This is a genomic window from Microbacterium commune (assembly GCF_014836945.1).
Classification (GTDB): Bacteria; Actinomycetota; Actinomycetes; order Actinomycetales; family Microbacteriaceae; genus Microbacterium; species Microbacterium commune.
On the sequence record NZ_JACSPX010000001.1, the window covers coordinates 1,836,090 to 1,849,969 of the forward strand.

Sequence of the window (13,880 nt, forward strand, 5' to 3'; positions counted from 1 at the left end):
AGCGGCGAAACCCCGGCATCCGAAGAAAACCGGCATTCTTCGCCGGATGCTCAGCGCTCGACGAGCACGCCGTCCTCGTCGGCGTACAGCCGAGCTCCCGGGCGGAAGGCGACTCCGCCGAACTCGACGGTCACGTCGGCCTCGCCGGTGCCCTGCTTCCCGCTCTTGCGGGGATTGGTGCCGAGCGCCTTGACGCCCAGCGGCATGGTCGCGATCGCCGCGCTGTCGCGGACGCACCCGTTGATGACGACGCCGGCCCAGCCGTTGTCGACCGCGAGCTGCGCGATCATGTCGCCCATCAGCGCCGTGCCGTACGACCCGTCGCCGTCGACGACGAGCACCGCGCCCTCGCCTGGGGAGGAGAGCAGCGATCTCAGCAGCACGTTGTCCTGAAAGCACCGAACGGTGCGGATCGGGCCCTCGAACGAGGTGCGCCCGCCGAACGAGCGCAGCTGCAGCGGCAGGGACTGCAGGTCGTCGCCGTGCAGGTCGTACAGATCAGCGGTGGATGTCATGACTCACTCCTATCAGGTGCAGCGGCCGCGCGGCGGAGGCCGGATGCTGTGCCGCATCCGGCCTCCGTATCAGCCCGGCGGATCAGCTGAACTGGTTCATCGTGTTGTGCTGCCCGCCCGCCTTCAGCGCGGCCTCTCCCGCGAAGTACTCCTTGTGGTTGTCGCCCAGGTCGGAGCCGGCCATGTTCTGATGCTTCACGGTGGCGATGCCGCCGCGGATCTCCCGCCGCTGCACCCCCTTCACGTACGCGAGCATGCCCTCGTCGCCGAAGTAGCCCTTCGCGAGGTCGTCGGTCGAGAGAGCCGCCGTGTGGTACGTCGGCAGCGTGATGAGGTGGTGGAAGATGCCCGCCCGCGCGGACCCGTCGCGCTGGAAGGTGCGGATCCTCTCGTCGGCCAGCGCCGCGAGCTCGGTGTCGTCGTACTCGACGCTCATCAGCCTGTCGCGGTCGTACGCCGACACGTCCTCGCCCCGCTCGGCGAGCAGGTCGTACGCCTGCTGGCGGAAGTTCAGCGTCCAGTTGAACGACGGGCTGTTGTTGTAGACCAGCTTCGCGTTCGGGACCACCTCGCGGATGCGGTCGACCATCTCCGCGATCTGCTCGACGTGCGGCTTCTCGGTCTCGATCCACAGCAGATCGGCGCCGTGCTGCAGCGAGGTGATGCAGTCGAGCACGACGCGGTCGGCGCCGCTGCCCGCGCGGAACTGATACAGATTGCTGGCCAGCCGCTTCGGGCGCAGCAGCCGGCCGTCGCGCTTGATCACGACATCGCCGTCGCCGAGGTCGGCCGGTGCGATCTCCTCGACGTCGAGGAACGAGTTGTACTGATCTCCCAGGTCGCCCGGCTGGCGCGAGACGGCGATCTTCTGCGTGAGGCCGGCGCCGAGCGAGTCAGTGCGCGCGACGATGATGCCGTTGTCGATCCCGAGCTCGAGGAACGCGTAGCGGACCGCGTTGATCTTGGCGATGAAGTCCTCGTGCGGCACGGTGACCTTGCCGTCCTGATGACCGCACTGCTTCTCGTCCGAGACCTGGTTCTCGATCTGGATGGCGCAGGCGCCGGCCTCGATCATCTTCTTCGCGAGCAGGTACGTCGCCTCGGGGTTGCCGAAGCCGGCGTCGATGTCGGCGATGATCGGCACGACATGGGTCTCGTGCTCGTCGATCTGCGACTGGATGAACTCCGCGGCCGTCTCGTCGCCGGCGGCCCGAGCGTCGTCGAGCTGGGTGAACAGCAGGTCGAGCTCACGGGCATCCGCCTGCCGGAGGAACGTGTACAGCTCTTCGATCAGCGCGGGGACCGCGGTCTTCTCGTGCATCGACTGGTCGGGGAGCGGGCCGAACTCGGAACGGAGGGCCGCGACCATCCAGCCCGACAGGTACAGGTAGCGCTTGTTCGTCGACTTCAGGTGCTTCTTGATGGAGATCATCTTCTGCTGCCCGATGAAGCCGTGCCAGACGCCGAGCGACTGGGTGAACGCCGAGGAGTCGGCGTCGTACTCCTGCATGTCGCGGCGCATGATGTCGGCCGTGTACTGCGCGATCTCCAGCCCGGTGCGGAACCGGTTCTGCGCGCGCATGCGCGCTGCCGACTCGGGGTCGATGGCGGCCCAGCCCGCGCCGTGCGCGTGCGTGAGCTGCCGGATGGCGTCGATGTCGTCCTGGTAGCGGGTCATGGCATGTCCTTCGTGTGGGGAGGGATGGTCAGTCGTTGTCGGTCAGGTAGCGCGAGTACGCCGGCAGGGTGAGAAACGCAGGGAACTCGGGGCGCAGAGTCACCTCGCGGAAGATCTCTGCGGCATCGTCGAACCGGTCGCCCTCGTATCGCGCCGCCTGGGCGAGCGCATCGCGGATCAGGCCTTCGACATGGTCGACGGTGATCGCCGAGCCCTCCTGGGTGCGGCGATCCTGGTGGATCCACTGCCACACCTGCGAACGGCTGATCTCGGCGGTCGCGGCGTCTTCCATCAGGCCGTCGATGGCGACCGCGCCCTGCCCGCGCAGCCACGCCTCGAGGTAGCGGATCGCCACCGAGACGTTCTCGCGGACACCGGCCTCGGTCACCGGCCGGCCGATGCGCAGGTCGAGCAGCTGCGCCGCCGTCACCTCGACGTCGTCGCGCCGGCGGTGGAGCTGGTGCGGGCGCTCGCCGAGCACCGCGTCGAACTCGGCCCTCGCGACGGCGACGAGGTCGGGATGCGCGACCCAGGTGCCGTCGAACCCGTCGCCGGCTTCGCGGCGCTTGTCTGCGGCGACCTTCTGCAGCGCGTGCTCCGTGGCCGCGGCGTCGCGTCGGTTCGGGATGAAGGCGCTCATACCGCCGATCGCGTGCGCTCCGCGCCGGTGGCAGGTCTTCACCAGCAGCTCGGTGTACGCCCGCATGAACGGCACCGTCATGGTGACCTCGCTGCGGTCGGGCAGCACGAACCGCGCGCCGCGCCCGCGGTAGTTCTTGATGATCGAGAAGATGTAGTCCCAGCGGCCGGCGTTCAGGCCCGCGCAGTGGTCGCGCAGCTCGTAGAGGATCTCGTCCATCTCGAAGGCTGCCGGCAGCGTCTCGATCAGCACCGTCGCGCGGATGGTGCCGTGCGGGATCCCGATGTACTCCTCGCTGAACGAGAACACGTCGTTCCACAGCCGGGCCTCTTCGCGGGACTCGATCTTGGCGATGTAGAAGTACGGGCCCCGCCCCGCGTCGATCAGCGCCCGGGCGTTGTGGAAGAAGTACAGCCCGAAGTCGATCAGGGATGCGGATGCCGCCAGCCGGCGGCCCGCGCGGTCGGTGAACTCTACGTGCTTCTCGGGCAGGTGCCAGCCGCGGGGGCGCATCACGATGGTCGGCGTCTGCTCGGCGGTGACCCGGTATGCGCGGCCGTCGGCGCTGGTGTGGGTGAGCTCGCCGCGGATCGCGTCGCGCAGCGTCAGCTGGCCGCCGATGATGTTGCGCCACGTCGGGCTGGTGGCGTCCTCCAGGTCGGCCAGCCACACGCTGGCACCGGAGTTGAGGGCGTTGATCGTCATCTTCGGATCGGTGGGCCCGGTGATCTCGACCCGGCGGTCATCGAGGCCGGGCCCGGCTCCGGCGACCCGCCAGTCGGCGTCGTCGCGGATGTGCGCGGTGTCGTCGCGGAAGCGCGGGTCGTGGCCGTTGCCGATCTCGAACCGACGGCGCATCCGATCGGCAAGGCGGTCGTGGCGCCGCCCGCCGAAGCGGTGGTGCAGCTCGGTCAGGAACGCGATGGCCTCCGCGGTCAGGATCTCGTCCTGGCGGGCAAGGCGTGGTCCGGTGATGTGCAGGGTCGGGCCGAGGTCGGCGGAGACGGCAGCGGCGGCGGTACGCGCGGGGGCGGTTGCAGGGGCAGTGCTCATGGTCGTTCTCCTCCGTGAGATGTTCGGTCGGCCAGGCGGCTGACGGGGGCGTGGCATCCACTGTGCGTGAAGAAATACGCCCTTGATGGCCGAAGGGTCGGAGAAGTTCGGTTGAATTTCTGTTTCTGTGACAGACTGCGTTCATGATCGACGACTCCGACGCGCTCACCATCGGCCGCCGCATCCGGCAGCTGCGCCTCGCCCGCGGCATGACGCTGGAAGATCTCGCCGCGCGCATCGACCGCGCGCCGAGCCAGGTGTCGATGTTCGAGACGGGCAAGCGCGAGCCGAAGCTCACCCTCCTGCAGACGATCGCCAGGGTGCTCGACACGACCCTGGACGGGCTGCTCGAGGGCGAGCCCCTCGATGAGCGTGCGACCCGCGAGATCGCGCTCGAGCGCGCCATGAAGGGCCAGACGTTCCAGGCTCTGGGCATTCCGTCGTTCCGGATCGGCAAATCGCTCTCGAATGACGTGATCGACGCGATGCTCGCGCTGCACGGCGAGATCGAGCGGCTGCGCGACGAGCGCGCCGCGACGCCGGAGGAGGCTCGCCGCGCCAACCTCGAGCTGCGCCATCTCATGCGCCGACAGGACAACTACTTCGCCGAGCTCGAAGCGCAGGCGCGCGAGATCCTCGACGCGGTGGGTCACCCGGGCGGGCCGCTGACCCAGCGCACCGCGTCGGAGATCGCGGCCCACCTCGGCTTCACGCTGCACTACGCGCCCGACCTGCCGCAGTCCACGCGCAGCGTCGCCGATCTCGCGCATGGTCGGCTGTACCTCTCCAGCAGCGTCCCGGCGAAGGGCGATGCGCGCACCGCCGTGCTGCAGGCGCTGTCGAGCCGGATCCTCGGGCATTCCGAGCCGCGCAGCTATGCCGAGTTCCTGCGGCAGCGGGTCGAGACGAACTATCTCACCGGCGCGCTGCTCGTGCCGGAGACGCACGTCGTGCCCGTGCTGCAGGACGCCAAGCAGCGCCGCGCCATCTCGGTGGAGGACGTGCGCGACGCCTACTCCGTCTCGTACGAGACCGCGGCGCACCGGTTCACGAATCTTGCGACGCGGCATCTGGGCATCCCGGTGCACTTCCTCAAGGTGCACGAGTCGGGCACCATCACCAAGGCCTACGAGAACGACGACGTGAACTTCCCGACCGACCGGCTGGGGTCGATCGAGGGGCAGATGTGCTGCCGTCGGTGGACGAGCCGGGAGGTGTTCGACGTCGACGACCGGTTCAACCCGTACTACCAGTACACCGACACCGGCAACGGCACCTACTGGTGCACCGCTCGCGTCGAGCCGTCGAGCGAAGGACTGCACTCGGTGAGCGTGGGCGTGCGCTTCGACGACACGAAGTGGTTCGTCGGGCGGGACACCCCGAACCGAGGAGTGTCGACGCACTCGGTCGAGACCTGCTGCCGTCGTGCGCCCGCCGAGCTCGAGCAGCGCTGGCGCGATCAGGCGTGGCCGAATGTGCGCACTCCGCGCACCCTGCTGGCCACCCTGCCGACGGGGTCGTTCCCCGGTGTCGACACCACCGACGTGTACGAGTTCCTCGAGGCGCACGCACCGCGCTGAGTGGCGGCGTTCACCCGGCCGCGCGCAGCGTCGCCCACAGCTCCGCCCGCGCCGGGAACGAGGTGAGGTCGGTGCCGAGCAGGACAGCAGCCTGCGCGATGCGGCTGCGCAGCGTGTGGCGATGGATGCCGAGGCTCGCCGCGGTCTGCTCTGCGCGCGCGTCCTGCTCGAGCCAGACCCGCAGGGTGCGCTCGAGCTCTGCCCCGGTCGTCGCGTCGTGCGCGCGCAACGGCGCGAGCCTCGTGCGCGCCAGGGTCCGCGTCTCGGCCGAGACGAGCGCGTCGAGCACTCCGCCGGATTCGACGTCGTGATACTCGATCACGCCGTCCCCGCCGGAACGCTGCAGAGCGGTCGTCGCCTGCGCATGCGCATGCGAGAACGCGCTGTACTCGGCCGGCTCGGAGACGCCGATCCGGATGCCGAATCGCCCCGCCACCTGGTCGAGCAGCGCTCTGGAGGATGCCCCCAGGCAGATCGTCAGCCCGTCGGCGTCCTCCGCCACGAACGACACCGTGCCGCCGACCGCGCGCTGCCGCTCGAACCAGCCGACGATCGCCTCGACCGGCGCGTCGGCGGCGGTCGCGACGACCATCGGCGCCGGGGGCAGGGCTCCGAGCGTGCGCCGGGCGAGGGTCGGATCATCCGCCCGCAGCGAGGCGAGCAGCTGAGTGTGCATGCGGCGGCGCCCGCGGGCGAGCTGCTCGCTCTGCTCGAGCGCCAGGCCCGCCATGGCGATCACGGTCGTGATCACGGCGCGCGCCTCGGCGTCGATGGGGCGCAGATCGACCGCGATGACGCCCTTCAGCTGCGAGCTGCGACCGAGGGTGTACAGCGTCACGGTGCGCTCGCCCTCCTCGAGCGAGCGCGTCGCGGTCGTCCCTCGGCCGAGCAGCTCGGCGACGGCATCCGCCACCGCATCCGCGCCGCCGGCGAGAGAGGCCGGATGCTCCTGAGCGATCGTCCCGCTCGAGTCGAACAGCCCCACCCAGCAGCCCAGCCGCCGAGCGAGCTCGGCGAGGGTCGCCTCCAGGCCGCGCGGCCGCAGCGCCGCGACGGCGAGAGCGCGCTGCACCTCGAGCGCCCAGGTGCGCCGAGCGTACGCGTGCGACGCCATCGCCTCCGCGTGCGCTCGGGCGACGGCGAGGAACGGGATGTCGTACGGCACGTCGAACAGCGCGAGCCCCGACGCCGCACACGCGGCGACGAGCTCGTCGGGCGGTCCCACCCGGTGCACACCCGAGCCGAAACCCAGCGCTCGCACACCGCGGTGCACGAGACGGGCGACGTAGTCGCCGACCCCGCGCTCGTCGTGGTCGGCGAACTGGCTGCCGGTGGTCATCAGCACGAGATCATCGGCGAGGAACGGCGTCGGGTCGACCAGATCCGAGCTGTGCACGCCGCGCACGGGGCGGTCGAGTGCCCCGTCGGCGAGGGAGCGCTCGGCGGACACCAGGCTCAGGCGCAGATCCCCGTTTCCCAGCAGCGTGCGCAGCGTCGGCGGGGTGGCGATCTCCACGGGATCTCCTCATGTTGTACAACGCGGCGAATGGATGATCAGAAGTGTACGCTGCGGCGAATGCGTCCCGTCGGGCCGAGTCGTAGCCTCGCCTCATGACCCTCATCGACGAGACCTCCACGATTCCCGCAGGCGGACCCACCCTCGAGCAGGTCCGTCGTGTCGTCACCGACCTGCCCGGCCCGCGCTCCGCCGCGATCCTCGCCCGCAAGGCCGACGCCGTCGCCGCCGGAGTCGCGCACTCGATGCCCGTCTCGGTCGTCGCCGCCGGCGGCGGTGTCGTCGTCGACGCCGACGGCAACTCGCTCATCGATCTCGGGTCCGGCATCGCCGTGACGAGCGTGGGCAACGCCCACCCGAAGGTGGCAGCCGCCGTCGCCGCCCAGGCCGCGCAGTTCACGCACACCTGCTTCATGGTCTCGCCGTACGAGTCGTACGTCGACGTCGCCGAGGCGCTCAACCGCCTCACCCCGGGCGACTTCGCGAAGAAGACGGCGCTGTTCAACTCGGGTGCCGAGGCCGTCGAGAACGCGATCAAGATCGCCCGCAAGCACACCGGACGCCAGGCCGTCGTCGCCTTCGACCACGGCTACCACGGCCGCACCAACCTCACCATGGCGCTGACCGCGAAGTCGATGCCCTACAAGTCCGGATTCGGACCGTTCGCCCCCGAGGTCTACCGCGTTCCGGGCTCGTACCCGTACCGCGACGGGCTGACCGGCGCCGAGGCGGCCGCGCGCGCCATCACCCTCATCGAGAAGCAGATCGGTGCCGACAACCTCGCCGCCGTGATCATCGAGCCGATCCAGGGCGAGGGCGGCTTCATCGTCCCGGCAGACGGATTCCTCGACGCGGTCGTGGCCTGGTGCCGCGCCAACGGGGTCGTCTTCATCGCCGACGAGGTGCAGACCGGCTTCGCTCGCACCGGTGCGATGTTCGCCAGCGAGATCTTCGGCATCGAGCCCGACCTGATCACCACGGCCAAGGGCATCGCCGCCGGCCTGCCCCTCGCCGGCGTCACCGGCCGTGCCGAGATCATGGACGCCGCCCACGCCGGTGGCCTGGGCGGAACCTACGGCGGCAACCCGATCGCCTGCGCGGCCGCGCTCGCCGCGATCGACGCCTTCGAGAACGACGGGCTCATCGAACGGGCTCAGCAGATCGGTGCGGTGCTCACCGACCGCCTCGGCGCGATCCGCGAGAACGACCCGCGCCTGGGTGACATCCGCGGCCACGGCGCGATGATCGCCGTCGAATTCGTCGACCCCGAGACCGGCGCTCCGGATGCGGCCCTCACCGCCGCCGTGGCGAAGGCGTGCGTGACCGAGGGCGTCATCATCCTGACCTGCGGCACCTTCGGCAACGTCATCCGCTTCCTGCCGCCGCTGTCGATCGGCGACGACCTGCTGAACGAGGGCATCGACGTCCTCGCCACCGCGCTCCAGGGCGCCTGAGACGGTCGGCCGCGACCCTGGTCGGGGGATCAGGGGTCGCGGCCGACACACCCCGACTCGTACATTCCGCATCAAAGGAGATCACCCATGGCAGAGCACGAGATCACGCGCGACGTCGTCATCGTCGGCGCGGGAGCCGCCGGCACCACAGCGGCGAACGAGCTGCGCAGGGCCGGCCTGTCGGTGGCCGTGCTCGAGGCGCGCGACCGCGTCGGCGGCCGGCTCTGGACCGACGAGATCGAGGGCGCGATGCTCGAACTCGGCGGTCAGTGGGTCTCGCCCGATCAGGACGCGCTGAAGGAGACGATCGCCGAGCTGGGCCTCGAGACCTTCGACCGCTACCGCGAGGGCGACAGCGTCTACGTCGGTCCCGATGGTGCGGTGCACCGCTTCACGGGAGAGATGTTCCCCGTGTCGGCCGAGACAGAGGCCGTCATCGCCGAGATCACCGAGCGCCTCGACGCGATGGTGGCCGAGATCGACCCCGACCGTCCGTGGGAGCACCCGAACGCCGCCGAGTGGGACTCGATCACCTGGGATGCCTGGCTGCGCCGGCAGACCGACGATGACGAGGCCGTCCGAAACCTCGCCTTCGCCACGGGCTCCGCCATGCTCACCAAGCCGACGCACGCGTTCTCGCTGCTGCAGTCGCTGCTGATGGCGGCATCCGCCGGGTCGTACTCGAACCTCGTCGACGCGGACTTCATCCTCGACAAGCGCGTGGTCGGCGGCCTGCAGCAGGTTCCGCAGCTGCTCGCCGAGCGCCTCGGCGACGACGTCTTCCTGAACCAGCCGGTGCGCACGCTCGAGTGGTCCGACCAGGGAGTGGTCGCGCACGCTGACGGCATGACCGTTCGCGCGACGCACGCGATCCTCGCGCACGCCCCCGTGCTGTACGACCGCATCTCGTTCGTGCCGCCGCTGCCGCGCCGCCAGCACCAGCTGCACCAGCACCTGTCGATGGGCTTCGTGATCAAGGTGCACGCCGTGTACGACCGCCCGTTCTGGCGGGAACAGGGCCTCAGCGGCACCGCGTTCAGCCCCTACGAGCTCTCGCACGAGGCGTACGACAACACCAACCACGGTGACGAGCGCGGCACGCTGGTCGGCTTCGTCAGCGACCAGAACGCCGACGACCTGTTCACGCTGAGCGCCGAGGAGCGCAAGGAGCGCATCCTCGAGTCGCTGTCGCACTACTACGGACCCGAGGCGAAGAACCCGGTCGTGTACTACGAGAGCGACTGGGGCAGCGAGGAGTGGACCCGCGGAGCCTACGCCGCGAGCTTCGACATGGGCGGCCTGCACCGCTACGGCGCCGACCTGCGCACCGCCGTCGGCCCGATCCACTTCGCGTGCAGCGACATGGCCGGCGCCGGGTACCAGCACGTCGACGGTGCGATCCGGATGGGGCGCCTCGCCGCCTCGCAGATCCTCGAGAAGGCCGGCGCCGAGGTCGCCGAGGCATGACCGGGTCGATCGTCGTCGGATACACGGCGACGGACGAGGGCGCCGACGCCCTCGCCCTCGGGGCCAGGCTCGCGCGCAGCATCGACGCGCATCTCGATCTCGTCATCGTGCTTCCGCCCGAGGGCACCCGCAGCTCGGCCGTGGTGCCCCCGGAGCGCGCTTTCGAGGAGCACGTGCGCGCGCAGGCCGAGGCGTGGCTGCGGACAGCCGTCGCTCAGGTGCCCGCCGACGTCCGCTGCCTCGGACACGTGCGCTTCAACGAATCCTTCGCCGAGGGCATCATCGCCGCCGGCGAGGAGTTCGACGCGCGGCTCCTCGTCGTCGGGGCGGCCAACGGCACCACCCTCGGCCGCCACCGCCTCGGCTCCGTCGCCTCCGAACTCGTGCACTCCTCGCCCATCCCCGTGGCCCTGGCACCCGCCGGCTCCCGCGACAACGCGGACGCCGAGATGCCGATCCCGCGGGTGACGGCGGCCGTCGGCACCCGTGCCGGCGCCGACGCGCTGGTCGAGGAGGCGGCCCGCCTCGCGGCAGCCGCCCACGGCACCCTGCGTCTCGTCTCGCTCGTGCCGTTCGACGTGCCGGCCGGCCTCGACACCGGCGCGATCACCCTCGCGCAGAACGCGCACGGAGAGGACGTCCTGCAGCAGGTGCGGGCAGCCCTTCCCGAGGGCATCGACGCCGAGGTCGAGCGTGCGGCAGGAGACAGCGTCGAAGACGCCGTGGCGCACCTGCGCTGGCATCCGGGAGAGGTCGTCATGGTCGGCTCCAGCCGACTCGCCCAGCCCCGCCGGCTCTTCCTGGGATCGACTGCGGCGAAGATGCTGCACGAGCTTCCCGTACCCATGATCGTCGTCCCGCGCACCCGCGCTGAAGCAGGAGAACGTTGATGTCCAGCACCGATCGGGCGATGGCGCCCGACTCCGGAGTCACGACCGGTATCTCCCGCAAGGGTCTCAGCGTCGGCACCGTCGGCGTCCTGGGCGCCCTCGTGATGGGCATCTCGTGCATCGCCCCGGCGTACACGTACACCGCCGGGATCGGCGGAGCGGTGGGCGCCGTCGGGTTCCAGGTTCCGGCCATCCTGCTGCTCGGCTTCATCCCGATGCTGCTCGTGGCCTTCGGCTACCGCGAGCTCAACAAGGCCATGCCCGACTCGGGCACCAGCTTCACCTGGGCCACCCGCGCCTTCGGCCCGTACGTGGGGTGGATGGCGGGGTGGGGCCTGATCGTCGCGACGATCCTCGTGCTGTCCAACCTCGCCGGCATCGCCGTCGACTTCCTCTTCCTGCTGATCTCGCAGATCTCCGGCAACGAGGAGATCGCGTCGATCACGCGCAACCCGTTCGTCAACGTCGCCGTGTGCCTGATCTTCGTGGCCCTCGCGACCTGGGTGTCGTACCGCGACGTGTCGACGTCGCAGAAGCTGCAGTACGGCCTGGTCGCCTTCCAGGTCGCGATCCTCGTGCTCTTCTCCGTGATGGCGATCGTCGAGACCGTGCAGGGCGGCGCGTTCGAGGCGAACCTGCCCGAGTTCGCGTGGTTCAACCCGTTCGAGATCCAGGGCGGACTCTCGATGATCGTGATGGGGCTGTCGGCATCCGTCTTCATGTTCTGGGGGTGGGACGTCACCCTCACGATGAACGAGGAGGCGAAGGACCCCGAGCGCACGCCGGGCCGCGCCGCGATGCTCACGGTGGTCTCGATCATCGCCATCTACCTCCTGCTCACCATCAGCAGCCTGATGTACTCCGGCATCGGCGATGAGGGCCTCGGTCTGACCAACGAGGAGATCGGCGGCAACGTGTTCTTCGCGCTGTCCGGTCCGGTGATGGGCGGTCTCGCCTTCCTGCTCTCGCTCGCGGTGCTCACCTCGTCTGCCTCGTCGCTGCAGTCGACGTTCATCTCGCCGGCCCGCACCCTGCTCGCCATGGGGCACTACGGCGCGATGCCCCGGAAGTTCGCCCGGGTCAACCCGCGCTTCTTCACCCCGGGCTACGCGACGATCGTGTCCGCGTTCGTCGCGGGCGGGTTCTACGCCGTGATGCGCTTCCTCAGCGAGGACGCGCTGTGGGACACGATCCTCGCGCTGGGCATGATGATCTGCTTCTACTACGGCATCACGGCTCTCTCGTGCGTGTGGTACTTCCGCCGCCAGTGGTTCGACTCGGGCAAGGACTTCTTCTTCAAGTTCGCCAGCCCGCTCGTCGGCGGCATCATCCTGCTCGTGCTGTTCGTGATCACCGCGGTCGACAGCCTCGCGCCCGACTACGGATCGATCGCCATCGGCGTCGACGCCAACGGCGAGGGCGGCATCGGCATCGTGTTCTTCATCGGCGTCGGCCTGCTCGTCTTCGGCGCGGTGCTGATGTTCGTGCAGCGGATCTTCGCCCCCGCCTTCTTCCGCGGCGAGACGCTGAGCGTGGACGCCCCGCCCAGCGCCCGCCGCCGCTGACCATCCTTCCCACAGAATCGAGATGACCATGACACTCGCATCGAACGAGCAGGAACTCCTCTCCCGCGTCCCCGGCGGCCTCTTCATCGGCGGGCAGTGGACGGATGCCGAGGAGGGGCGCACCTTCGACGTGCGCGACCCCGCGACGAACGAGGTGATCGCGTCGATCGCCGACGCGACGCCCGCCGACGGCATCCGGGCCCTCGACGCGGCCGTCGCCGCGCAGGACGCCTGGGCGGCCACCGCCCCGCGCACCCGCAGCGACATCCTGCGCCGCGCCTTCGACCTCGTGCAGCAGCACAAGGAGGACCTCGCGCTGCTGATGACCCTCGAGATGGGCAAGCCGCTCGCCGAGGCCCGCGGCGAGGTCGTCTACGGCGGCGAGTTCCTGCGCTGGTTCAGCGAGGAGGCCGTGCGGATCAGCGGCCGCTACGGCAGCAACCCCGAGGGCACCGGTCAGATGATCGTGTCGCAGCGCCCGGTCGGCCCGTCGTTCTTCGTCACCCCGTGGAACTTCCCGTTCGCGATGGCGACCCGGAAGATCGCACCGGCGCTCGCCGCCGGCTGCACCGTCGTGATCAAGCCCCCGGCCCTGACCCCGCTGACCACCATCTTCTTCACGAAGCTGCTGGAGGAGGCGGGCCTGCCCGCCGGCGTCGTCAACGTGGTGCAGACCTCGCGCTCCGGCGCGCTGTCGGGCCCGATCATCGCCGACCCGCGGCTGCGCAAGCTCTCGTTCACGGGGTCGACCGAGGTGGGTCGCAAGCTCATCGCACAGGCGGCCGACGGCATCCTGCGCGTGTCGATGGAGCTGGGCGGCAACGCCCCGTTCGTCGTCTTCGAGGACGCGGATCTCGACAAGGCGGTCGACGGCGCGATGGCCGCGAAGTTCCGCAACATCGGACAGGCCTGCACCGCAGCCAACCGCTTCATCGTGCACCAGGACGTCGCCGAGGAGTTCGGCCGTCGCGTGTCCGAGCGCGTGCAGGCGATGAAGATCGGCCGCGGCACCGAAGACGGCGTGGCCATCGGCCCGCTGATCGACGAGGACGCCGTCGCCAAGGCGGAGGAGCTCGTGGGCGACGCCGTCGACCGCGGCGCCCGCGTGCTCGCCGGCGGCAAGGCCGTCGAGGGCACCGGCACGTTCTACGAGCCCACCGTGCTCACCGATGTGGCCGCCGGCAGCGCGATCCTCCGCGAGGAGATCTTCGGGCCCGTGCTCGCCATCGCGACCTTCGCCGACGAGGCGGAGGCCGTGCGGCTGGCGAACGACACCGAGTACGGACTCGTCTCGTACGTGTTCACCGAGAACCTCGCCCGGGGCCACCGGATGATCGACGCGCTGGAGACGGGCATGATGGGTCTGAACGTGGGCGTCGTCTCGAACGCCGCGGCTCCCTTCGGCGGTGTGAAGCAGTCCGGCATCGGCCGTGAGGGCGGCGCCGAGGGCATCCACGAGTACCTGTCCACCAAGTACACCCTGATTCCGAACAGCTGACCCGCGAGGTGGGGGGGGGGGGGC

The 13,880-nt window shown here is 70.0% G+C and carries 10 protein-coding genes; 6 read left to right on the forward strand and 4 right to left on the reverse strand.

Annotated features, from left to right (window positions below):
• Positions 1-50: 50 nt before the first annotated feature.
• The 3 genes from rraA to aceB all read right to left on the reverse strand — a co-directional run bounded on the left by rraA (position 51) and on the right by aceB (position 3,886).
• Positions 51-515, reverse strand: a complete 465-nt coding sequence (rraA, locus tag H9633_RS08565) for a ribonuclease E activity regulator RraA (RefSeq protein ID WP_071644036.1) — start codon at positions 513-515, stop codon at positions 51-53.
• A gap of 82 nt (positions 516-597) precedes the next feature.
• A complete protein-coding gene (locus tag H9633_RS08570) occupies positions 598-2,193 on the reverse strand; it encodes an isocitrate lyase (protein ID WP_191712784.1) in 1,596 nt (531 codons plus the stop codon).
• Positions 2,194-2,221: 28 nt separating this feature from the next.
• The gene (gene aceB, locus H9633_RS08575) at positions 2,222-3,886 is read right to left on the reverse strand and encodes a malate synthase A (RefSeq protein ID WP_191712785.1); all 1,665 of its coding nucleotides are present in this window, start codon (positions 3,884-3,886) and stop codon (positions 2,222-2,224) included.
• Between the two features lie 143 nt (positions 3,887-4,029).
• Here aceB and H9633_RS08580 point away from each other — a divergent pair, with 143 nt between their 5' ends.
• Positions 4,030-5,466, forward strand: a complete 1,437-nt coding sequence (locus H9633_RS08580) for an XRE family transcriptional regulator (RefSeq protein WP_191712786.1) — start codon at positions 4,030-4,032, stop codon at positions 5,464-5,466.
• Between the two features lie 10 nt (positions 5,467-5,476).
• Here H9633_RS08580 and H9633_RS08585 read toward each other — a convergent pair whose 3' ends face one another.
• Positions 5,477-6,982, reverse strand: a complete 1,506-nt coding sequence (locus tag H9633_RS08585) for a PucR family transcriptional regulator (protein WP_191712787.1) — start codon at positions 6,980-6,982, stop codon at positions 5,477-5,479.
• A gap of 95 nt (positions 6,983-7,077) precedes the next feature.
• On the opposite strand from H9633_RS08585, the gene gabT reads away from it, so the two are divergent.
• From gabT to H9633_RS08610, 5 genes are all read left to right on the forward strand, one after another.
• A complete protein-coding gene (gabT, locus tag H9633_RS08590) occupies positions 7,078-8,436 on the forward strand; it encodes a 4-aminobutyrate--2-oxoglutarate transaminase (protein WP_191712788.1) in 1,359 nt (452 codons plus the stop codon).
• Between the two features lie 87 nt (positions 8,437-8,523).
• The gene (locus H9633_RS08595) at positions 8,524-9,903 is read left to right on the forward strand and encodes a flavin monoamine oxidase family protein (RefSeq protein WP_071643848.1); all 1,380 of its coding nucleotides are present in this window, start codon (positions 8,524-8,526) and stop codon (positions 9,901-9,903) included.
• On the forward strand, positions 9,900-10,793 hold the full coding sequence (locus tag H9633_RS08600; RefSeq protein WP_191712789.1) for a universal stress protein: 894 nt from the start codon (positions 9,900-9,902) through the stop codon (positions 10,791-10,793). The genes H9633_RS08595 and H9633_RS08600 overlap by 4 nt, the downstream gene beginning before the upstream one ends.
• Positions 10,793-12,358 (forward strand): APC family permease, encoded by a 1,566-nt coding sequence (locus H9633_RS08605; protein ID WP_191712790.1) that lies wholly within the window; start codon positions 10,793-10,795, stop codon positions 12,356-12,358. The genes H9633_RS08600 and H9633_RS08605 overlap by 1 nt, the downstream gene beginning before the upstream one ends.
• Before the next feature lie 28 nt (positions 12,359-12,386).
• Entirely contained in the window at positions 12,387-13,856 is a 1,470-nt protein-coding gene (locus H9633_RS08610; RefSeq protein WP_191712987.1) for an NAD-dependent succinate-semialdehyde dehydrogenase, read from the forward strand.
• The last annotated feature ends 24 nt before the right edge of the window (positions 13,857-13,880 follow it).